The organism is Pseudomonas sp. FDAARGOS_761 (genome assembly GCF_013343155.1).
Classification (GTDB): domain Bacteria; phylum Pseudomonadota; class Gammaproteobacteria; order Pseudomonadales; family Pseudomonadaceae; genus Pseudomonas; species Pseudomonas aeruginosa.
In genome coordinates this window covers 1,592,206-1,613,664 of record NZ_CP054572.1, presented here as the reverse complement: position 1 = coordinate 1,613,664, position 21,459 = coordinate 1,592,206, and the positions used below count along the sequence as shown (strand labels likewise).

Genomic DNA, 21,459 nt, shown 5'->3' with positions numbered 1-21,459 from the left:
AATGAGATAGATTTCGGTGAACCCGGACCCTTGCTAGGCTCGAAGAAACGTCCGAAAAGATCAGAGCAATGGCTTCACACGAGAGAACACAGCCCCAAAACATGGCCTTCCGGGCAAAGGCCACCCGCACCGCCCGACGGGAAAGCCAGGAAACTTTCTGGAGCCGCTTCGGGATAAGCCAATCCTGCGGCAGTCGTTTCGAGAATGGCGAGAACCTGCCCTTCCCCATATACCTGCTTTTGCATTTCTATATAGAAGGGCAAATTACCGATCGCCAGCTCGCCGACCTGAGAGGCAAGATCAGAGAGTAATAAGACCCAAATTAACGGCCATAATGGCCGCTACGCGGCGGGAGGTCACACCGAACTTCCGCCGAATGTTTCCCATATGGAAGTTCACATTGGCTTCCGAGCAGTTGCAGATAACCGATATCTCCCAACTGGTCTTGCCGATGGCGCACCACTGCAACACTTCCTTCTCCCGGCTGGTCAGAACCACCGGTTTGCTGACCGGATGTTCGAAGGCCAGTCCGGCACCGCTCTGCAGTGCGTAGTCCTTGAGCATCCACAGGGTCGGCAGGACCGACTCCATGAAACGGTTGGCCTCGGCCCGGTTTTCCGCTTCCACGCTGAGGCTCAGCGCGCCGAGTTCGCCGCGCGCACCATGCAGCGGCATGGTCAGCCCATACACCAGGCCGGCCGCCGAGGCTTCCTCGAAGAACTCGTGCTGCTTTCGCGTCTGGTAGATGGACGGTTCCCAGAAAATCGGCAGTACGCTCTGGGTACAGTGACTGACCGTTGGGTCGACCCGCGCGTAGCCAGCCCGGTCGTAATGCTCGCGCCAGGCGGCCGGGTAGTTGCCGACGATGAAGGCGTTCTCGTAGTCCTGGCTGTCCTTAGGCAACAGGCCGAAGAGGATCTTCGAGAATCCAAGGTCGCTCGCCATCTTCTGCAGGATGGCGCTCCACTCCAATTTCCCACTTGAGCGTTCCAGCTCAAGAAAACCGTCAACCAAGGCCATAGCGCTACGTTCTTCTTAAACTATTAACCAATCAGCCAAATATGGATTCGGCACCCGATATCCGGCACGTTGTACGGCAGTCCGAGAATCCCGGCTTCCTGCCGAGGCGCATGCGCCCGTGCCCGACGACCCCTGAAGATGTCCAGTCAGCCCACTCTATAGAGTTGGCGTTGTGCCGGAAAGGCACATTTCAGTCCCACTTAACAATAGACCGCGGCGTTTGATGCACCTAGTACGATACCCGTCCTAGAGGGTAAGCAAACGTTTAAATGTGATCTAGATCACATTTTATGCGAACTGAATACCCAGTCACGCCTGGTCCCCGGGTTCACTGTCGGCCCATCGCCACGCGTGCGACCGCTCTCGGCCGGGCGATCCGAGGCGCAGTCGTCGGTGCGCGGCGCACGGGCAAAGGCACAGCGCCGTGGCCAAAGGGGCGACCTCGCGGCATCAGGCCTGCCGGGCACGAACCCGGCGACATAGCCACTTTTCCAGTTCGGCGACGCAGAACAGGCCAAGCCCGGCCAGCAGCACCCGCGCCCACTCGCCCGGGGCCAGGCCGACCGAGCCGAACAGCGCCTGCAACGGCGGCGCGTAGGTATAGAGCAGTTGCAGCACCACGCAGGCGGCGATCGCCAGCAAGACCTGGCGGTTGCCGAACAGGCCCTCGCGGCTGAGCACCGAATCGTAGATATGCCGGCTGTTGAGCAGGTAGAACATCTCGCACACCACCACGCTGTTCACCGCCATGGTCCGCGCGCGCTCCAGCCCGGTGCCATGCTCCAGCTCCCAGAGGAACAGGCCCAGGGCGCCCGCCATCATCAGCAGCGAGACCAGCAGCACCCGCCAGACGAAGAACAGCGACAACAGGGGCTCCGCCGGCGGGCGCGGCGGACGCTGCATCAGGCCGCGCTCGGCCGGATCGAAGGCCAGCGCCAGGCCCAGGGTGCTGGAGGTGACCATGTTGATCCAGAGGATCTGCGCCGGCGTCATCGGCAGGATCAACTGGAACAGGATCGCGGCGATCACGATCAGCGCCTCGCCACCGTTGGTCGGCAGCATGAAGAGGATGAATTTCTTCAGGTTGTCGTAGACCGCCCTTCCCTCGCGCACGGCATTGGCGATGGTGGCGAAATTGTCGTCGGCGAGGACCACCTCGGCCGCCTCCTTGGCCGCCTCGGTGCCCTTGTTGCCCATCGCTACGCCGACGTCGGCGCGCTTCAGCGCCGGCGCATCGTTGACCCCGTCGCCGGTCATCGCCACCACCTCGCCGCTGGCCTGCAGGGCCTGCACCAGGCGCAGCTTGTGCTCGGGGCTGGCGCGGGCGAACACATCGACGCCCGGCAGCACTTCGCGCAGGCGCTGGTCGTCGAGCAGTTCGATCTCCGCGCCGGTCAGCGCCGGCCGGTCGATGCCGATCCCGAGCATGGCTCCGATCGCCCGCGCGGTGTCGACGTGGTCACCAGTGATCATCTTCACCGCGATACCCGCCGCCTGGCATTCGGCGACCGCGGCCACGGCCTCCTCGCGCGGCGGATCGATGATGCCCACCAGGGCCAGCAGGGTGAAGCCATGTTCCACGTCGGCGAAATCCAGCGTGCGCTGCTCCGCCGGCATCGCCCGTCGGGCGATGGCCAGCAGGCGCAGGCCGCGAGCGGCGGTGTCGGTGGCCAGGCGCCGCCAGTAATCCGGGTCCAGCGGCCGCACCGAGTCGCCCACCCGTTCAGCCTCGCACATGTCGAGGATGCGCTCCGGCGCGCCCTTCAGGTAGACCATCGCCTGGCCCGCGTGGTCGTGGTGCAGGGTGGCCATGAAGCGATGCTCGGACTCGAACGGAATCGCATCGCTGCGTGGCCGTTCCGCCGCCAGCGCCTGCGGATCGAGGCCCAGCTTGAGGCCGAGGCTGAGCAGCGCGCCTTCGGTGGGGTCGCCCTCCAGTTGCCATGCCTCGCCCTCCTGGTGCAGGCGCGCCTCGTTGCACAACAGCGCCGCACGACCGATCTCCTGCAGATCGTCGCGTCCGGCGGGATCGAGGCCTTCGCCGTTGTGGCTGAAACCACCCAGCGGAGCGTAGCCGGCGCCGCTGACCTCGATCACCTGGTCGGCGGTGACGATACGCTGCACGGTCATCTCGTTGCGGGTCAGGGTGCCGGTCTTGTCCGAGCAGATCACCGTCACCGAACCCAGCGTCTCCACCGCCGGCAGGCGGCTGACGATGGCGTTGCGCCGGGCCATGCGCTGTACGCCGAGGGCGAGGATCACCGTCATGATCGCCGGCAGCCCCTCGGGAATCGCCGAGGCGGTCAGCGCCACCACCAGCATGAACATGTCCACCATCGGCTGGCCCTGCCAGAGGGTGCCGAGGACGAAGGTGGCGCCGGCCAGCAGCAGGATCGCCAGGGCCAGCCAGCGACTGAAGCTGGCGATCTGTCGCAGCAGCGGAGTGGCCAGGGTGCGGACTTCGCGCAACAGCGTACCGATCCGGCCCAGTTCGGTATCCCCGGCGGTGGCGACCACCACTCCGCGCGCCTGGCCGCTGGTCACCAGGGTGCCGGAATAGGCCATGCAACGGCGGTCGCCGAGCAGCGCGTCGATGGCCACCGCGACGCAGCCCTTCTCCACCGGCACCGACTCACCGGTCAGGGCCGACTCGTCGACATGGAAGTTCTTCGTTTCGAACAGCCGCAGGTCGGCCGGCACCCGGTCGCCGGAGGCCAGCAGCACCACGTCGCCCGGTACCAGGCGTTCGGCGTCCAGCGCCTGGCGCTGGCCGTCGCGCAGGACCAGGGCATGCAGCGAAAGCATGTCGCGGATGGCGTCCAGCGCGTTGGCCGCCTTGCCCTCCTGGACGAAACCGATCAGCGCGTTGACCACCACCGCCAGGAGGATTACCGCACTGTCCACCCAGAAGCCGAGCAGCGCGGTGACCAGCGAGGCGAACAGCATCATGTACAGCAGGACGTTGTGGAACTGCCGCAGCAAGCGCAGCAGCGGCCCCTGGCGTTTCGGCGCGGGCAACCGGTTGTAGCCGTGCGCCGCCAGGCGGCGGGCGGCCTCGTCCGCGTCCAGGCCGGCGGCGGAGCTGTGCAATCGTTCCAGCACCCGTTGCGGCGGGCTGGCATGGGCGTCGCGGGAAGACAGGGGTGGGATGCCGTTCATGGGATTCCTGCGCCTCGTTCTGATGAACAGAACTATCGGGCAGGCCTGCGCCGCAACGTTTGACCTGTCTCAAACGGATGCTTGCAGTTGAAAGCATCTGGCCGGGGAAAACTTTTCCGGATGTTGCGCGGCACCTCGCCCCACGTGGCGAGGTGCCGCGCCCTCCTAGAGGCTCATGTGCAGCAGCGGGAACGGCCGCCCCGCCGAGTCGGTCGCGGAGCGGCCGGTCTGGCGGAACCCATAGTGTCGATAGAAACCGCAGGCCTGCGGGTTCTGCTCGTTGACATCGACGCTCAGGCGCGGCCAGGTCGCCCGCGCATGATCGAGCAGGCGTCGGCCGATACCCCGGCCGCGCAGCCCGGGTTCGACGAAGAGCATCTCGACATGCGCCTGGTTCAGGCCAATGAAGCCCTGGGCCACGCCGTCGTCGTCGACCAGCACCCAGACCTCGACGGCCGGCAGGTACAGGTCGCGGACCTGTGGGTAAAGCTCGACGATGTTCGCTTCACTGAGAAAGTCGTGGGTCGCGCGGACGGAACGTTCCCACAGGTCGACCAATGCCGTGTTGTCGGCGTCGACGCGCTTGCGAATGTGCATGCTGGATTCCTTTATCCGAAAGATTCCAGGTAGAACGAAAGGCAGCCGCGACCGCCAGGCCGGGCGCCACGCTGAGGTTCGTCGCCTGGATGCCCGTGGCGCGAATCAACGCATGGACGGTGCACAGCGGCGGCGACGAGGGAGGAAGGGAGCGCCATCCTAGAAGAAAACGACCGGTCGGAACAGCCGCGCTTCTCATGCTTTTCCCGAAACGACGAATGAACGACACTGCGCCCGACTCTATTATCCCGGTATCGCCCATGCCCAGCTCCCCGCTTCCTTCCGGCCGCAGGCTGCCCGCTTGCGCCTTCGCCGACATCGGCGAGCCCTGCGCCGTGTTCCAGGCTCCCGGCGGCGCGCTCCTCGCGGTGGCCAGCGCCTTTCATGGGCAACACCCGGGCCGACAGCTCGACGTCTACGAACAGAGCCTGCGCCTGTACCGCGGCGGCGACCTCGAATGCATCGCCGTCCTGCCGGACCTGGGCTTTCCGCTCAACGCCATCGCCTGGCACCCGAGCCGGCCCGTACTGGTGATCGGCGGCGGACGCTACGACGGCGGCGCCTTCTTCGAAGGCGGTCTGCTGGCCTGGGACTACGCGAGCGGCAAGACCCAATCGCTGCTCGCCGACAACCGCGAAGTGCTCGCCTGCGACTTCGAGGACGACGGCCGGCGCCTGACCTTCACCGTCGCCCCCAGCGACGACCTGGAGGACCGACCGTTGTTCCGCCAGCGCCATTCGCTAGCCTTTCCGGTCGACGCCCCACTGGTGCTGGACGACCTGCCCGGCACCCGCCTGCCCTTCGACTGGGCCCTCTACCCTGCCTCGACACAACGCGAAGCAGCGCTGCCGATCCTGGAAAACCTAGCCCTGGGCAAAGATCGGCGGTTCCTGCATCGTCCACCGGTGTGGGACCTGTGCTTTCTCGACGGACAACGCCTGGCCATCGCCCGCGCCAGCCCCCGGCTCGAGCTCTGGAATCTGGCCGACGACAGCCTGCGCAGCTTCGAACTGGCCGAACGGGGCCAGTGCCTGCAGGTCTTCCATAACGCCACGGACGACAGCCTGCTGGTCAATCTGCAACTCGGGTATGCCGCCCAGCGACTGTTCAAGGTGCCGCTAACGCCGGGACAACCGCTGCTCCTGAGCGACTGCCGCCATCTGCTGGCGCAATCCGCCCAAGGCGGTTTTCTCGCCCGCCAGATCGCCCTCGAGGGCAAAGACCTGGAAGACCTCGTGCTCGACCCGGCCGGCCGGATCGTCCACAGGCGCCGTCTCGGACACTACGACCTGTTCAACCACCATCTGCGCATCGACCGTGGCGAAGCCTTCTTCTACCTGGCCGGCAATCCGCCGGAGCAGCACCAGGACAAAGGCCTGTTCCGCCTCGACCCGCAGACCTTCAAGACCCGCGAAGTGCTACGCCTGGAGCGCCACCCGGAGCACTTCAACAACCTGCACGGCTGCCTGCTGGGCAATCGCCTGCTGCTCAACGCCAAGGTCTACAACTCGCCGCATCACGCCTACGGTACCCAGCGCCTGACCTGCTACGACCTGGAGAGCCGCGGCACGCTCTGGGGCGCCACCCTGTCCGCCCAGGTCAGCGCCTTCGCGCCGTTGCCCGGCGGACAATGGATCGCACTGGCGCTGGTCGATGGTCAGGTCGAGGTACGCGACCTCGCCAGCGGCGAATGTCGCTGGCGCTACCGCACGGCAGACGCCATACCGCTGTGCCTGGCAGTCAGCGACAAACTCCTCGCCATCGGTTTCAGCCACGGCGGAGTCAGCCTCCTGCAGGTCGCGGCGGATGGCCAGCTCATCGGTCCTCCAGGCGCCAACCCGTGGCAGTAGCCCGCAGTTCGCCGTCCAGCGCCAGGTGGCGGAGAAACACCGGGTCGTGGGACACCACCAGCAAGGCCCCACGGTACTGCCCGAGCATGCTTTCCAGGGCCTGCCGCGCAGCCAGGTCGAGGTGGTTGTCCGGTTCGTCGAGCAGTAGCAACTGCGCCGGCCGGTCGGCGTAGAGCACCAGGGCCAGGGCCGCCTTCAGGCGTTCGCCGCCGCTCAGCGTCGCGCACGGCTGGGCGAGCCGTTCAGCCGGCAAGCCGAGTTGCGCCAGGCGCGTGCGCAGCCAGCTTTCGCCGCGACTGCGATTGACCTCCAGCAACTGCTCCAGCACGCCTCGCCCGTGGTCCAGCACGCTCAGCCGCTGGTCGAGATAGGCGGCGCCCACCGTCACCGCGCAGGTTCCCGCCAGCGGCGCCCGTTGCCCGGCCAGCAGCCGCAGCAGGGTCGACTTGCCGCTGCCGTTCGGGCCGACCAGCGCCAGCCGTCGCGGACCGCTCAGGAGCAGGTCGATTTCGCGCAACGGCCCGCGCAGATGCGGCAGGACCACGCCCTTCAACTCGACGATCCGGCGCTGCGCCGCCAGTTCGGCATCGGGCGAATCGAGCAGCAGCGGCGACGCCTCCTCGACCTCCCGGGCAGCCTCGCGCACCTCGCGGTCGAGGCGCTCGCGCTCCGCCTGGTGGGCATTGCGCAGCTTGCCGGCGCTGACCTCGCTACGTTCCCTGAACCCACCGAGCAGGATCTTCGCCTGGTTCGCCGTCTTGCCTTCGCGCCGGCCGCTGGCCTGGCGCCGCTCCTGGCGCTGCTGCTGTTCGCGCATGGCCAGGGTCTGCCGCTTGCGCTCCAGACGACGCTGGTCCAGGCGGCGCTCGGCGGCCTCGCGCGCCTCCTCCCGGCTCTGCGCGTAGAAGGAATAGCCGCCGCCATAGCTGCGCAGGCCGAGGGTCGACAGCTCGACGATCCGCTGCATGCCCTCGAGCAGTTCGCGGTCATGGCTGACCAGCAGCAGGCCGCCGTCCCAGGCCGCCAGCCGCGCCCGCAACAAGGCGCGCGCCGGCCCGTCGAGAGGGTTGCTCGGTTCGTCGAGGATGAGGAAGTCGGCGTCGTCGAGGAATGCGCCGAGCAGCGCTACGCGCATGCATTCGCCGCCGCTCAGGCGTTCGCTCGGGGTATCCGCGCGGAGATGGCCGAGCCCCTCGGCGGCCAGGGCGTCGGCCAGGCGTTGGCGGATGTCCCAGCGCTCGCCCAGGCATTCGTAGTCGGCGGCGTCGAGGCTACCCGCCTCGATCCGCGCCAGCGCCTCCAGCCATGGGCGGACGCCAGCCAGGTCGGCGACGGTCGGATACTCGGCCGGATCGAGCTGCTGCGCCAGGTAGCGCACGCGCCCCTGGCGCCGGACGCTGCCGCTGGACGGCTGCAAGTGTCCGGCGAGCAGGCGCGCGAGCAGCGACTTGCCGACGCCGTTGCGTCCCACCAGCCCGGTGTGCCGGGTGTCGAAGGTTTCGTCGAGATCGGAAAACAGAAGGCTGCCGTCCGGCAGCTGGAAAGAGACGCCATCGAGCGTCAGGGTCGACGTATTCGTCATGGATACCCCCTTGATGCCATGCATTCCCCCGGGCCCTCGGGCCAGGGACGGAAAACCGGCCGTGCGGACACGGCAGCATCAAGTGCGCATCGGACGAACACCTCGTAAGGAAGGAAAGACCGCGGCAGTCTACTCCGCCCATGCGGTCCCGCCAATCGGGCATACTTTTCGCTTTCGACAGACACGACCGACCGACATGGCCAGACTGCGCATCGCCGAACTCTTCGAACGGGAACCCTCGCGCTGGGGCGGCCGTGGCGACCCCTACCTCTGGCAGGAAATGGCCGGGCAACTGGCGGACGCGCCCTGGCCGGCCTCCGCCGCGGCCCTGGAACGCCTGCTCGGCGAGACCTTCGAGCGCCTCAGCGGCCATCCGCTGGAATACGATGCCCTGATCTACCTCGCGCGCCACGCCCACGGCGGCATGTCCAGCGGCATGGTCAGCCCGGAGTTCTGGCGCGAAACGGCGATCCCGGAACTGCTCGACCGCTATCGGCGGCGGCGCTCCTGGTTGAGATGGTTGCGCCGGTAGGTATCCTCCCCCATCGCCGCGATCTGCCCCTCGATCAGGGCATCGAATGGCTTCAGCAGGGCTTCGTGGGTACGCGGCGCCTCCAGTTCGTCGAGCGCCGCGGCGATTGCCTCGATGGTCGACAGCGCGCCCTCTCCCGGCGCCTTGCGCAGGCGATAACGCGACGCCGTGCCTTCGGCCAGGCTCACCCGCGGCAGGGCCGCCAGGGCCGGGTTCAGGTGCAGCAGCTTGCGCGCCTTGCGCCAGGTGCCGTCCGGCACCACCAGCAGGAGGGGCTCGCCGGCGGCCTCGGCGGCCATCCCCGCCAGCGCTCGCGCCTGCTCGCCGGGAAACAGCAGGCAGGCCCGGTAGCCCGGCACTCGCCAGGTCTCCTCGGCGAAACGCTCGCCGACCCGCAATTCCGCATTGCGCAAGCCGAGCACGGCCAACCCTGCGGTATTCAGCGCGTGCCCGACCTCGCTGGGGTGCTGCAGGACCAGCACCCGCGTACGCGACGGCAAGGAGGGAATCAATGCGCAGAGGCAGTGGCTGGCGGGGCGAGCGCAACGCTCGCAGCGGATACGTGACATGGGACGACTCCTGGAAGGGGCCCAGTGTGCCACAGGCGGAGAGGCATTCTCTCGCTCGCAAAAACGTCATATTTCCGACGAACGGCAGCAACTTTCTTCACCCATTAAGAATAACGACGAATTTTTGTCGTTCGATGAAAAAATACAATCGTCCCGCCCTCTCAACTCCCGTCCGTCCGCGCCGAAGACTGGGATGAGCCCCTCTCTATCCAAGGATGTTTCTCATGTTCACTCGCAAGTACCGACAGATGAACGCCGACTTGCAACAGCAACTCGCCGCCGAGCGCCTGCACATGGCAGCGCTGGACCGCTCCATGGCGCGCGTGGAGTTCGACCCCGACGGCAACATCATCGATGCCAATGAGAATTTCCTGACCCTGCTGGGCTACCGCCGCGACGAGATCCTCGGCAAACCGCATCGCCAGCTTTGCGACGGCGCCTACGCGCAATCGGAAGACTACCGGCGCTTCTGGGAACGCCTGCGGCGCGGCGAACACTTTTCCGGCCGCTGCAAGCGCATTACCCGCGAGGGCCGGCCACTCTGGCTGGAAGCCACCTACAACCCCGTACGCGACGGGCAGGGTCGACTGCTCAAGGTGGTCAAGTACGCCAGCGACATCGATGCCATCGTCCACCAGGAACACGAGATGCAGAGCAAGCTGGATGCCCTGTCCCGCTCGATGGCGATGATCGAGTTCGACCTCGACGGCAATGTCCTCGCGGCCAACGACAACTTCCTCGCCACCATGGGCTATGGCCGAGCCGAGCTGGCCAGCGCCAACCACCGCCAGTTCTGCGAACCGGGCTACCGCGACGGCCCGCAGTACGCCGACCTCTGGCGCCGCCTGAACCGCGGCGAGTACGTTACCGGGCAGTTCCGCCGGGTCCACCGCAACGGCCAGCCGGTCTGGCTGGAAGCCAGCTACAACCCGGTCTACGACGCCGACGGCAAGCTGTTCAAGGTGGTCAAGTTCGCCAGCGACGTCAGCGACCGCATGCGCCGCTACCAGGCCGAGGCGGACAACGCCCACCAGGCCCACACCCTGTCCACCGAGACCCGCACCGTCGCCGAACACGGCGCGCTGATCATCCAGAGCGCGGTGGAGGAAATGCTCAAGATCGCGAATACCCTGGATGCTTCCTCGCTGAACATCGGCGAACTGTCACAGCACTCGCAACAGATCACCTCGATCGTCAACACCATCCGCGAGATCGCCGAGCAGACCAACCTGCTCGCCCTCAATGCCGCCATCGAGGCCGCCCGCGCCGGCGACCAGGGTCGCGGCTTCGCCGTGGTGGCCGACGAGGTGCGGCAACTGGCGGAACGCACCAGCAAGTCGACCAAGGAGATCGCCGACATGATCGGTCGCATCCAGACCGGCACCCGCAGCGTCATCGACGACATGCAGCACAGCCAGGAACAGGCGCGGCGCGGCGTGGAGCTGGCCAACGAGGCCGGCACGGCGATCCTCGGCATCCGCGAGAGCACGCACAAGGTGGTAGAGGCGGTGCAGCAGTTCTCGCGCACCCTCAACGCCGATCTCTAGGGCTCAGGCCAGGCTCATCTGCGTCCGCAACTGGTCGCGGAAGGCCTGGATCAGCGGCTCGCGCGAGCGGCCGCGGCGGAGGATCAGGGAGAATGGCGCCTGGTAGCCGAAGGTCGCCGGCAGCAGGGCGCGCAGACGGCCCTGCTCGACCCACGGGTGGGCGTAGTGCTCCGGCAGGTAGCCGATGTAGCCGCCGGACAGGATCAGGATCAGTTGCGCCTCCATGCTCTCCACCGTCCCCGCGCTGTGCTTGAAGCCGTGCCGGGCCAGCTCGGCCTGGCTCCAGTAGCCGCGGCCGACCATGCGTTGCTGGGTGATCAGGTCGGCGGGAATCCTCCGCCCGTCGAACAGCGGATGCCGGTCGCTGCAGTACAGCCAGTGCTGTTCGCGGTACAGCGGCTGGTAGACCAGTCCGTTCATGCGACTGGAAAAGGCGCCGATGGCCAGGTCCTGGCGGTTCTCCAGCACGCTCAGTTGCAGTTCGTAGGGGCTCTGCACCAGCAGGTGCAGGTGCACCGCCGGGTGTTCGCGGCTGAAGGCGCCGATCACCTCGGCCAGCGGCAGCGCCGGGTCGCTCACCGTGGAATCGAGCACACCGAGGTTCAGGGTGCCGCGCAGCTCGCCCTTCAACGCCAGCGCGTAGCGTCCGAAGCCTTCCAGTTCGCCGAGGATGCGCAGGGTCTCCTGGTGGAACAGCTCGCCCTTGCTGGTCAGGCTGAAGCCGCCGCGGCCACGGTGGCAGAGCACGATGCCGAGCTGGTTCTCCAGTTGGCTCATGTAGGTGCTGATCGCCGAGGTCGACAGGTTCAACTCCTGCTGGGCGGCGGCGAAGCCCTGGTGGCGCACCACCGCGGCGAAGATGCGCAACAGGCGCAGGTCGGGCAAGGCGTTGGACACGGCGACTCCGGTTTGCGGGGCGAGGATTTCGGACTGCGGGCCGAGGCAAAGGCCGCCGTCCGGGCTCGGCGGCGAAGTCTAGCCGCTTCGCCATTAGTTTAGAAATCTCTGAACTGATTATTTGTAGCCAGCGATTTGACTCGCTACCGGCTGTGAAGAGAATCCGTCCGACCCCTAAAACAACCACAACGACCGTGAGGCCACCCCGTGGACAAGAATCTCCACCAGCCCCTGGGCGGCAATGAAATGCCCCGCTTCGGCGGCATCGCCACCATGATGCGCCTGCCCCATGTCCAGTCCCCCGCCGAACTCGACGCCCTCGATGCCGCCTTCGTCGGCGTGCCCCTCGACATCGGCACCTCGCTGCGCTCCGGTACCCGCTTCGGCCCCCGCGAGATCCGTGCCGAATCGGTGATGATCCGTCCCTACAACATGGCCACCGGCGCCGCCCCCTTCGACTCGCTGAACGTGGCGGACATCGGCGACGTTGCGATCAACACCTTCAACCTGCTGGAAGCCGTGCGCATCATCGAGCAGGAATACGACCGCATCCTCGGTCACGGCATCCTCCCGCTGACCCTCGGCGGCGACCACACCATCACCCTGCCGATCCTCCGCGCGATCAAGAAGAAGCACGGCAAGGTCGGCCTGGTCCACATCGACGCCCACGCCGACGTCAACGACCACATGTTCGGCGAGAAGATCGCCCACGGCACCACCTTCCGCCGCGCGGTGGAAGAAGACCTGCTGGATTGCGACCGCGTGGTGCAGATCGGCCTGCGCGCCCAGGGCTACACCGCCGAGGACTTCAACTGGAGCCGCAAGCAGGGCTTCCGCGTGGTGCAGGCCGAGGAGTGCTGGCACAAGTCGCTGGAGCCGCTGATGGCCGAGGTCCGCGAGAAGGTCGGCGGCGGCCCCGTCTACCTGAGCTTCGACATCGACGGCATCGACCCGGCCTGGGCGCCCGGCACCGGCACCCCGGAAATCGGCGGCCTGACCACCATCCAGGCGATGGAAATCATCCGCGGCTGCCAGGGCCTGGACCTGGTCGGCTGCGACCTGGTCGAAGTCTCACCGCCCTACGACACCACCGGCAACACTTCGTTGCTGGGCGCCAACCTGCTCTATGAAATGCTCTGCGTCCTCCCGGGCGTGGTGCGTCGCTGAGCCGTAGCGCGACCATGACCGACGACCGCGTCGAACAGGTGCTGGAGGCCGCCCGCCGACTGGTGGCGGCCTTCGCCCGCAACGATGCCGAGGCCTATTTCGCCGCCTTCAGCGAGGACGCCAGCTTCATCTTCCACAACTGGCCTCAGCCGCTGCGCTCGCGCGCGGCCTACCGCGAGTTGTGGGAGCGCTGGCGACGCGAGGACGGCTTCGAAGTGCTGGCGTGCGAATCCAGCAATACCTGCGTCAGCCTGCAAGGCGACCTGGCGATCTTCAGCCACGACGTCGCCACCCGGCTGCGCCTCCAGGGAACGGAAAGCCTGAACCGGGAACGGGAAACCATCCTGTTCCGCCTAGAACAACAAGAAGGCCGTTGGCTGGCCTGCCATGAGCACTTGTCGGCGATGCCGGAGTACCTGCCATCGACTAGCTAGCTCTCCCGGGAGAACGTCATGGATAACAACAATAACCAACACGCAATCACACGCATCGAAACCTTCGGGGTCGAACAGATTCCCGACCACGAACGCAACGCCACGCCGGTCGATCTGTTCCGCATGATCTTCGGCGGCGCCAATACCTTCGCCACCGCCGTGCTCGGCAGCTTTCCGGTGCTCTTCGGGCTGTCCTTCCAGGCCGGGCTGTGGGCGATCCTGCTGGGCGTCACGCTGGGCGCGCTGATCCTCGCCCCGATGGGCCTGTTCGGCCCGCTCAACGGCACCAACAACGCGGTCTCCTCCGGCGCGCACTTCGGCGTGCACGGGCGCATCGTCGGCTCCTTCCTCTCGCTGCTGACCGCCATCGCCTTCTTCTCGCTCTCGGTATGGAGTTCCGGCGACGCCCTGGTCGGCGGCGCCCGGCGCCTGGTCGGCCTGGAAGAGAGCGAACTGAACCTGGGCCTGGCCTACGGCCTGTTCGCCGTGCTGGTGCTGACCGTATGCATCTACGGCTTCCGCTTCATGCTGCTGGTCAACAGGATCGCCGTGTGGGCCGCCAGCCTGCTGTTCCTGCTCGGCCTGTTCGCCTTCGCCGGCCCCTTCGACGCCGCCTACGCCGGCAGCGTGCAGCTCGGCCAGCCGGGCTTCTGGGCCGCCTTCATCGGCGCCACCCTGCTGGCCATGAGCAACCCGATCTCCTTCGGCGCCTTCCTGGGCGACTGGGCCCGCTACATCCCCCGCCAGACCTCGCAGGCACGGATCATGCTGGCGGTGATCGGCGCGCAGCTGGCGACCCTGGTTCCCTTCCTGTTCGGCCTCGCCACCGCGACCATCGTCGCCGTCCGCGCGCCGGACTACATCGCCGCCAACAACTACGTCGGCGGCCTGCTGGCCATCGCTCCCGGCTGGTTCTTCCTGCCGGTATGCCTGATCGCGGTGATCGGCGGCATGTCCACCGGCACCACTTCGCTGTACGGCACCGGGCTGGACATGTCCAGCGTGTTCCCGCGCCTGCTCTCGCGGGTGCAGGCCACGGTGCTGATCGGGGTCGCCTCGATCGGCTTCATCTTCGTCGGCCGCTTCGCCTTCAACCTGGTGCAGAGCGTCTCCACCTTCGCCGTGCTGATCGTCACCTGCACCACCCCGTGGATGGTGATCATGCTGATCGGCCTGCTGACCCGTCGCGGCTTCTACCGCCCGGACGACCTGCAGGTGTTCACCCGCGGCCAGCGCGGCGGCGCCTACTGGTTCGAGCACGGCTGGAACTGGCGCGGAATGGGCGCCTGGATTCCCAGCGCGGCAGCCGGCCTGGCCTTCGTCAACCTGCCGGGGCAATTCGTCGGTCCGCTCGGCGAACTGGCCGGCGGCATCGACCTCAGCCTGCCGGTCGCCCTCGGCCTGGCCGCCCTGCTCTACCTGGCACTGCTGCGCCTGTTCCCGGAGCCGCCTTGCGTCTATGGCCCACAAGGACCGCGCTGGGTGCGCGCGCACGGCACGCGGAGGGCCCCTGCGATAGCCACCGCCTGAGGCGGGGTACACACACGGCGGGACGCCAGCGTCCCGCGCTTCCGGCGCCTCGCCGGATACAACAATGACAATGAGAAACTTGGGAGACCTGATATGGCCCTCGACATATTCGTCGTTCTGATCTACGCCGCGGGCATGATCGCGCTGGGCTGGTACGGCATGCGCCGCGCCAAGACCCGCGACGACTACCTGGTGGCCGGCCGCAACCTCGGCCCCGGCTTCTACCTGGGAACCATGGCCGCCACCGTCCTCGGCGGCGCCTCCACCATCGGCACCGTGCGCCTGGGCTACGTCCATGGCATCTCCGGCTTCTGGCTGTGCGGCGCGATCGGCCTCGGCATCGTCGGCCTCAGCCTGTTCCTGGCCAAGCCGCTGCTGAAGCTGAAGATCTACACCGTCACCCAGGTCCTGGAGCGTCGCTACAACCCCGCCGCGCGCCACGCCAGCGCCCTGATCATGCTGGTCTACGCACTGATGATCGGCGCCACCTCGACCATCGCCATCGGCACCGTCATGCAGGTCCTGTTCGGCCTGCCGTTCTGGGTCTCGATCCTGATCGGCGGCGGCGTCGTGGTGCTCTACTCCACCATCGGCGGCATGTGGTCGCTGACCCTGACCGACATCGTGCAGTTCCTGATCATGACCGTCGGCCTGGTGTTCCTGCTGATGCCGCTGTCGATCAACGACGCCGGCGGCTGGGACGCCCTGGTGGCCAAGCTGCCGGCCAGCTACTTCGACTTCACCGCGATCGGCTGGGACACCATCGTCACCTACTTCCTGATCTACTTCTTCGGCATCTTCATCGGCCAGGACATCTGGCAGCGGGTGTTCACCGCCCGCAGCGAGACCGTGGCCAAGGTCGCCGGCTCCGCCGCCGGTATCTACTGCGTGCTCTACGGCATGGCCGGGGCGCTGATCGGGATGGCCGCCAAGGTCCTGCTGCCGGACCTGGAGAACGTCAACAACGCCTTCGCCAGCGTGGTCGAGCACAGCCTGCCGAACGGCATCCGCGGCCTGGTCATCGCCGCCGCCCTGGCGGCGCTGATGTCCACCGCCAGCGCCGGCCTGCTGGCGGCGTCCACCACCGTCACCCAGGACCTGCTGCCGCGCCTGCGCCGCGGCCGCGGCCAGTCCGACAACGGCGACGTGCACGAGAACCGCATCGCCACCCTGCTGCTGGGCCTGGTAGTGCTCGGCATCGCCCTGGTGGTCAGCGACGTGATCAGCGCCCTGACCGTGGCCTACAACCTGCTGGTAGGCGGCATGCTGATCCCGCTGATCGGCGCGATCTACTGGAAGCGCGCCAGCACCGCCGGCGCCATCACCAGCATGACCCTGGGCTTCCTTACCGTGCTGGTGTTCATGATCAAGGACGGCCTCGACGCGAATACGCCGATCTACTACAGCCTGGCGGTCGGCCTGCTCAGCTTCGTCCTGGTCAGCCTGTTCTCGCGGCGCCCGACGGGTGTCGCCAGCGCCGCCTGAACCAGGCACAACCCCGACAGGCGAGGGACTTTCCCTCGCCTTTTCCATTCCCGAGAACATGAAAAAGGAACGGCCATGACCACCTGCGGCGAATTCCTCGTCAAGCAACTCGAAGCCTGGGGCGTCGAGACCGTCTTCGGCATCCCCGGCGTACATACCGTAGAACTCTACCGCGGCCTGCCCGGCAGCCGTATCCGCCATGTCACCCCGCGCCACGAGCAGGGCGCCGGCTTCATGGCGGACGGCTACGCACGGGTCACCGGCAAGCCCGGCGTGTGCTTCATCATCACCGGCCCGGGGATGACCAACATCCTCACCGCCATGGCCCAGGCCTACGCCGACTCGATTCCGATGCTGGTGATCTCCAGCGTCAACGAACGCGCGCGCCTGGCCCACGGCAACGGCTACCTGCACGAGCTGCCGAACCAGCGCAACCTGGTAGGCAACGTCTGCGCCTTCAGCCATACCCTGATGAGCGCCGAGGAGCTGCCGGCGGTGCTCGCCCGCGCCTTCGCCGTGTTCGACAGCGAGCGGCCGCGGCCGGTGCACATCGAGCTGCCGCTCGACGTCATCACCGCGCCCGCCGAACACCTGGCCCTGCGCCCGCGCACCGTCGCCAGCCGCCCGGCGCCGGCACTCGCGCCCTTGCGCGAGGCCGCGGCGCGCCTGCGCAACGCGAAGAAGCCACTGCTGCTGCTCGGCGGCGGCTGCGTCGAGGCCGCCGCCGAAGCGCGTGCCCTGGCCGCCGCGCTGGACGCGCCGACCGCCCTGACGATCAACGCCAAGGGCCTGCTACCGGCCGACCACCCGCTGCTGCTGGGCAGCAACCAGTCCTGCGTGCCGGTACGCGAGCTGGCCGCCGAGGCCGACGTGGTGCTGGCCATCGGCACCGAGCTGGGCGAAACCGACTACGACGTGGTGTTCGACGGCGGCTTCGCCCTCGATGGCGAGTTGATCCGCATCGACATCGACCCGCAGCAACTGATGCGCAACTACACGCCTAGCCTGGCCATCCACAGCGACGCCCGGCTGGCCATGCGCGTGCTGCTGGCCGAACTGCCGGGCGGCGAGGCCTCGCCGGACAGCCCCGGGGCCCGGCGCGCCGCCGCCGTGCGCCAGCGCCTGGCCGAAGACTTCGCCGGCTGGTCGCACTATCGCCAGCTGTTCGCCGCGATCCTCGCCGAGTGGCCGGACGCCCGCTTCGTCGGCGACTCGACCCAGACCGTCTACAGCGGCAACCACCTGGTCGATCTCGACGAGCCGCGCCGCTGGTTCAACGCCTCCACCGGCTACGGCACCCTCGGCTATGGCCTGCCCGCCGCCATCGGCGCCAAGCTCGGCGAGCCGGGACGCCCGGTGGTCAGCCTGATGGGCGACGGCGGCCTGCAGTTCACCCTGCCGGAACTGGCCAGCGCGGTGGAAGCCAAGGTCGGCATCGTCGTGCTGCTGTGGAACAACCACGGCTATGGCGAGATCAAGCGCTACATGGAGCGGCGCGAGATCACTCCGCTCGGGGTCGATATCTACACCCCGGACTTCCTCGCCATCGCCCGCGGCTTCGGCTGCGCCGCCGAACGCGCGCGCGATCTCGAGCACCTGCGCGAACTGCTGCGCGGCGCCCCGGCGGACCGTCCGCTGATCGTCGAGGTGCTGCAAGCCGCGCCCTTCCATCCCTGACCCGGAGCCCGCCATGGACGATTCCGAACTCTACCGCTCCCTCTGCGAGATCCTCGGCGCCCGTGGCGTGCGCGACAGTGCCGCGCTCGCCGGGCAGGACCCCGGCTACCATCCGCAGAACCTCGCCGGAAGCTTCCTGGTCCTGCCGGAAAGCACCGACCAGGTCGCTGCCGTGGTGCGTCTGTGCCGCCAGGCGGGACGCGCCCTGGTGCCCCAGGGCGGACTCACCGGCCTGGTCGGCGGCGGCGCCGCGCAAGCCGGCGACGTGCTGCTCTCGCTGCGCAGGCTGAACCGCATACATCGGCTGGATGCGGCCAGCCAGACCCTCGACCTCGACGCCGGCGTCACCCTCGAACAGGCCCAGGCGCTAGCCGCCGATGCCGGACTCGACCCCGGCATCGATCTCGCCGCGCGCGGCAGCGCCAGCATCGGCGGGCTGGTCGCGACCAACGCCGGCGGCATCCGCGCCTTCCGCTTCGGCACCATGCGCCAGCGCGTGCTCGGCCTGGAAGCGGTACTCGCCGACGGCAGCGTCTACAGCGACCTGCGCGGGCTGCTGAAGAACACCACCGGCTACGACCTCAAGCAGTTGTTCGTCGGCGCCGAAGGCACCCTGGGCATCGTCACCCGTGCGGTACTGCGCCTGGAGCCGTTGCAGCGTCCCGGCGCCACCGCCCTGCTCGGCCTGCCCGACGTCGACGCGGCGATCAGCATCGCCGTGCGCCTGCGCCGCGAGCACGCCGAACGCCTGTTCGCCTGCGAGATCCTCTGGCACGACTACCTGCAATGCACCGCCACACCCATGGGCGACAGCGCGCCGAGCCTGGCGCCCTGCCCTCTCTACCTGCTGGTGGAACTGGCCGAGGACCGCCACCTGGATGCCGGCGAGGCGCTCACCGCCCTGCTGGAAGACTGCTTCGAGGACGGGCTGGTGGAAGACGCCCTGCTCGCCGCCAACGAAACCCAGCGCCTGGCCATCTGGCGCCTGCGCGAAGACTCCGACGCGGCCATCCACGCCGGCGTCGACAGCCTGTCCTTCGACGTATCGCTGCCGGTGCCGGCCCTGGCCGGCTACGTCGAGCGCATCCGGCGGCGCCTGGACGACCTGGTGAAGGGCATGCAGGTCTTCCTCTTCGGCCATTTCCTCGACGGCAACCTGCACGTCATGCTCGCCGCCGACGTCCCGCTGCTGCCGCTGCACCAGGCGGTGGAGGAAATCCTCTACGGCGAGTTGGGCGAATGCGCTGGCGTGATCTCCGCCGAGCACGGCATCGGCCTGGAGAAGAAGGAAGCCCTGGGTCGCTACGCCGATCCGCTGAAGCTCGCGCTGATGGCGCAGATCAAGGAACTGCTCGACCCCAGCGGGCTGTTCAACCCGGGCAAGGTCATACCCTGAACGCCTATCCTCCTGGGATAGCCTTTCCACCGACAGAGACCGCGATGAGAATCGTCAGCCGCGACCGCTGGTTCGAAACCCGGCACTTCTACAACGGCATCAGCCTGATCCACGAGCCCTACGTGCGCCCCTTCTATCGCTGCAACATGTGGCATGTCCAGGGCCGCGAGCGCGACGTGCTGGTGGACAGCGGCTCCGGTCTGGTCAGCCTGCGCGAGCAACTGCCCTGGCTCACCGCACGACCGCTGCTGGCGGTGGCCAGCCACACCCACTTCGACCATATCGCCGGCCACCACGAATTCGCCGAGCGCCTGGCGCATCCGGCCGAGGCGGAGATCCTCGCCGCGCCGGACGGCGACAACACCCTGGCGCGCGCCTATGTCGGCGACGAGATGTTCGAGGCGCATCCGGAGTGCCCGCTGTGCTATGCCGAGTACCGGGTGCGGGCGGCGCCGGCGACCCGCCTGATCGACGAAGGCGACGTGCTCGATCTCGGCGACCGCGTGCTGCAGGTGCTGCACACGCCCGGGCACTCGCCGGGCGGCATCAGCCTGTGGGAAGCGGCGACACAGACGCTGTTTTCTGGCGACATCGTCTACGACGGTCCGCTGGTCGAGGACGCCTATCATTCCAACCTCGACGACTATGCCGCCAGCCTCGCGCGCCTGCGCGAGCTACCGGTGCGCACCGTGCATGGTGGGCATTTCGCGAGCTTTTCCGGGGAGCGTTTGCGGGAAATGATCGTCGCCTGGTTCAGGAACCACGATCGATAGGCCAAAACCGGGACTCTGGCCAGCGCCACAGGCGGAGGCCAGAGCGTCGGGGAACCGGCTCAGCGACGTTGCCGCGCGGCGAGGCGCCGGCGTTGCTCGTCGTTTTCCACCGGGATGGGTTGCATGCGCGGGGGCTCGATCAGGCCAAGGGCGACACCGAGTTGCCACGCCAGGTTTTGCAGCCAGAGTTTCATGACAGGCCCCTTGTCCAAGGGAAGGAGAATCGGGCGACCTGACAAGTCAGGTCGCCCTAGGAAAGAGTAGACCGGCGTCCCACTCTCCGCACGTTCCACTCCGTCCTTGGAAACAACTTTACTGCGGGAAACCGGCCCCGGACCCTGACCTGAATCAAGCCAACGCCGATTCCCGCCCTTGCAGAAGACCGATCCAGGCCTTCAGGTTGGCGCCGACCATGCCCTTGCGCCAGACCAGCCAGGTACTCGCCCGGGCGAACGGTTCGGCCAGCGCATGCACCGCCACCGACTCCCGCCCCGGCAGGCTTTGCAGCATCGACACCGGCATCAGCGCCACCCCGCCGCCGGCCACCACGCAGGCCAGCATGCTGTGGTAGGACTCGATCTCCATCACCCGGCCCATGCTCACCCGCGCGCTGGCGAACCAGGACTCCAGCAGCAGGCGATAGGAGCAGCGCGGGCGGAAGGCGATCACCGCGCTGCCGGCCACGTCCTCGGGACCGCGCACCGGCGGGTGGCCATTCTCGGTGACCAGCACCATGCGCTCCTCGAACATCGGCAGGCCCTCCAGGCCGTCGAAGTCCAGCGGGCCGTCCACCAGCACGGCATCCAGGCGCCCGCCCAGCAGCGACTCGACCAGCTCGCCGCTGGGCGCGGTCTGCAATTGCAGGTTCACCGCCGGATAGCGCCGGTGGTATTCCGCCAGGCGCGGCGGCAGATGGATCGCCGCGGTGCTGTACATCGAGCCGAGGGCGAAATCGCCCACCGGTTCGCCCCCCTGCACCGCCGCGCGCGCCTCCTCCTGCAGGGCGAACAGCCGCGCGGCGTAGTCCAGCAGGACCTTGCCGGCCGGCGACAGTTGCAGGCGCTGGCGTTCGCGGAGGAACAGGTCGACGCCAAGCTGTTCCTCCAGTTGCCGCAGGCGCGTCGACAGGTTCGACGGCACCCGGTGCAGGCGCTCGGCGGCGCGGGCGATGGAGCCTTCCTCGGCGACCGCCTGGAAGATCCTCAACTGGCCGAACTCCACGGTTAATTCTCCAAAACAGAACA

The 21,459-nt window shown here is 67.6% G+C and carries 19 protein-coding genes; 11 read left to right on the top strand and 8 right to left on the bottom strand.

The features are described from left to right. Positions 1 to 68: 68 nt before the first annotated feature. A complete protein-coding gene (rsaL, locus tag FOC67_RS07675; protein WP_003083010.1) occupies positions 69 to 311 on the top strand; it encodes a quorum-sensing transcriptional regulator RsaL in 243 nt (80 codons plus the stop codon). On the opposite strand, the gene lasR is transcribed toward rsaL, so the two are convergent. The 3 genes from lasR to FOC67_RS07660 all read right to left on the bottom strand — a co-directional run bounded on the left by lasR (position 301) and on the right by FOC67_RS07660 (position 4,776). After that, positions 301 to 1,020, bottom strand: coding sequence for a transcriptional regulator LasR (lasR, locus tag FOC67_RS07670; protein WP_003082999.1), 720 nt, complete (start codon positions 1,018 to 1,020; stop codon positions 301 to 303). The genes rsaL and lasR overlap by 11 nt on opposite strands. Positions 1,021 to 1,470: 450 nt before the next feature. Next, positions 1,471 to 4,179, bottom strand: a complete 2,709-nt coding sequence (locus FOC67_RS07665; RefSeq protein ID WP_009314801.1) for a cation-transporting P-type ATPase — start codon at positions 4,177 to 4,179, stop codon at positions 1,471 to 1,473. 165 nt (positions 4,180 to 4,344) lie between these two features. Then, the gene (locus FOC67_RS07660; protein WP_009314802.1) at positions 4,345 to 4,776 is read right to left on the bottom strand and encodes an acetyltransferase; all 432 of its coding nucleotides are present in this window, start codon (positions 4,774 to 4,776) and stop codon (positions 4,345 to 4,347) included. A 260-nt stretch (positions 4,777 to 5,036) separates the two neighbouring features. Here FOC67_RS07660 and FOC67_RS07655 point away from each other — a divergent pair, with 260 nt between their 5' ends. Then, positions 5,037 to 6,626 carry a hypothetical protein gene (locus tag FOC67_RS07655; protein WP_009314803.1) on the top strand — a complete coding sequence of 530 codons (1,590 nt, stop codon included), beginning with the start codon at positions 5,037 to 5,039 and terminating at the stop codon, positions 6,624 to 6,626. On the opposite strand, the gene FOC67_RS07650 is transcribed toward FOC67_RS07655, so the two are convergent. Then, positions 6,592 to 8,208: an ATP-binding cassette domain-containing protein gene (locus FOC67_RS07650; RefSeq protein WP_174707715.1), complete on the bottom strand. Its 1,617-nt coding sequence runs from the start codon at positions 8,206 to 8,208 to the stop codon at positions 6,592 to 6,594. The two genes, FOC67_RS07655 and FOC67_RS07650, sit on opposite strands and share 35 nt — an antisense overlap. Before the next feature lie 196 nt (positions 8,209 to 8,404). Here FOC67_RS07650 and FOC67_RS07645 point away from each other — a divergent pair, with 196 nt between their 5' ends. Then, a complete protein-coding gene (locus FOC67_RS07645) occupies positions 8,405 to 8,740 on the top strand; it encodes a hypothetical protein (RefSeq protein ID WP_003087031.1) in 336 nt (111 codons plus the stop codon). On the opposite strand, the gene FOC67_RS07640 is transcribed toward FOC67_RS07645, so the two are convergent. Then, complete coding sequence (locus tag FOC67_RS07640; RefSeq protein ID WP_009314806.1) at positions 8,698 to 9,309, bottom strand: tRNA-uridine aminocarboxypropyltransferase; 612 nt, start codon at positions 9,307 to 9,309, stop codon at positions 8,698 to 8,700. The two genes, FOC67_RS07645 and FOC67_RS07640, sit on opposite strands and share 43 nt — an antisense overlap. A gap of 293 nt (positions 9,310 to 9,602) precedes the next feature. Here FOC67_RS07640 and bdlA point away from each other — a divergent pair, with 293 nt between their 5' ends. Then, positions 9,603 to 10,856: a biofilm dispersion protein BdlA gene (gene bdlA, locus FOC67_RS07635; RefSeq protein ID WP_003140296.1), complete on the top strand. Its 1,254-nt coding sequence runs from the start codon at positions 9,603 to 9,605 to the stop codon at positions 10,854 to 10,856. Positions 10,857 to 10,859: 3 nt separating this feature from the next. Here the strand turns inward: bdlA and FOC67_RS07630 are convergent, their stop codons facing one another. Further along, complete coding sequence (locus tag FOC67_RS07630) at positions 10,860 to 11,753, bottom strand: LysR family transcriptional regulator (protein WP_003087025.1); 894 nt, start codon at positions 11,751 to 11,753, stop codon at positions 10,860 to 10,862. Positions 11,754 to 11,960: 207 nt separating this feature from the next. On the opposite strand from FOC67_RS07630, the gene speB reads away from it, so the two are divergent. The 7 genes from speB to FOC67_RS07595 all read left to right on the top strand — a co-directional run bounded on the left by speB (position 11,961) and on the right by FOC67_RS07595 (position 20,215). Beyond that, the gene (gene speB / locus FOC67_RS07625) at positions 11,961 to 12,920 is read left to right on the top strand and encodes an agmatinase (protein WP_003087022.1); all 960 of its coding nucleotides are present in this window, start codon (positions 11,961 to 11,963) and stop codon (positions 12,918 to 12,920) included. Positions 12,921 to 12,934: 14 nt separating this feature from the next. Beyond that, positions 12,935 to 13,354 (top strand): nuclear transport factor 2 family protein, encoded by a 420-nt coding sequence (locus FOC67_RS07620; protein ID WP_003109911.1) that lies wholly within the window; start codon positions 12,935 to 12,937, stop codon positions 13,352 to 13,354. Positions 13,355 to 13,372: 18 nt separating this feature from the next. Beyond that, positions 13,373 to 14,884 carry a cytosine permease gene (locus FOC67_RS07615; RefSeq protein ID WP_003087019.1) on the top strand — a complete coding sequence of 504 codons (1,512 nt, stop codon included), beginning with the start codon at positions 13,373 to 13,375 and terminating at the stop codon, positions 14,882 to 14,884. 93 nt (positions 14,885 to 14,977) lie between these two features. Continuing rightward, positions 14,978 to 16,369: a sodium:solute symporter gene (locus FOC67_RS07610; protein WP_003087011.1), complete on the top strand. Its 1,392-nt coding sequence runs from the start codon at positions 14,978 to 14,980 to the stop codon at positions 16,367 to 16,369. A 75-nt stretch (positions 16,370 to 16,444) separates the two neighbouring features. Beyond that, positions 16,445 to 18,046 carry a 5-guanidino-2-oxopentanoate decarboxylase gene (locus FOC67_RS07605; protein ID WP_003122953.1) on the top strand — a complete coding sequence of 534 codons (1,602 nt, stop codon included), beginning with the start codon at positions 16,445 to 16,447 and terminating at the stop codon, positions 18,044 to 18,046. Positions 18,047 to 18,059: 13 nt separating this feature from the next. After that, positions 18,060 to 19,442 (top strand): FAD-binding oxidoreductase, encoded by a 1,383-nt coding sequence (locus tag FOC67_RS07600; RefSeq protein ID WP_009314809.1) that lies wholly within the window; start codon positions 18,060 to 18,062, stop codon positions 19,440 to 19,442. 44 nt (positions 19,443 to 19,486) lie between these two features. Further along, positions 19,487 to 20,215, top strand: coding sequence for an MBL fold metallo-hydrolase (locus FOC67_RS07595; protein WP_009314810.1), 729 nt, complete (start codon positions 19,487 to 19,489; stop codon positions 20,213 to 20,215). 59 nt (positions 20,216 to 20,274) lie between these two features. Here FOC67_RS07595 and FOC67_RS29705 read toward each other — a convergent pair whose 3' ends face one another. Then, on the bottom strand, positions 20,275 to 20,409 hold the full coding sequence (locus FOC67_RS29705) for a PA1414 family protein (RefSeq protein WP_003087006.1): 135 nt from the start codon (positions 20,407 to 20,409) through the stop codon (positions 20,275 to 20,277). A 154-nt stretch (positions 20,410 to 20,563) separates the two neighbouring features. Next, positions 20,564 to 21,436 (bottom strand): LysR family transcriptional regulator, encoded by an 873-nt coding sequence (locus FOC67_RS07590; RefSeq protein WP_003087005.1) that lies wholly within the window; start codon positions 21,434 to 21,436, stop codon positions 20,564 to 20,566. Positions 21,437 to 21,459: the final 23 nt, after the last annotated feature.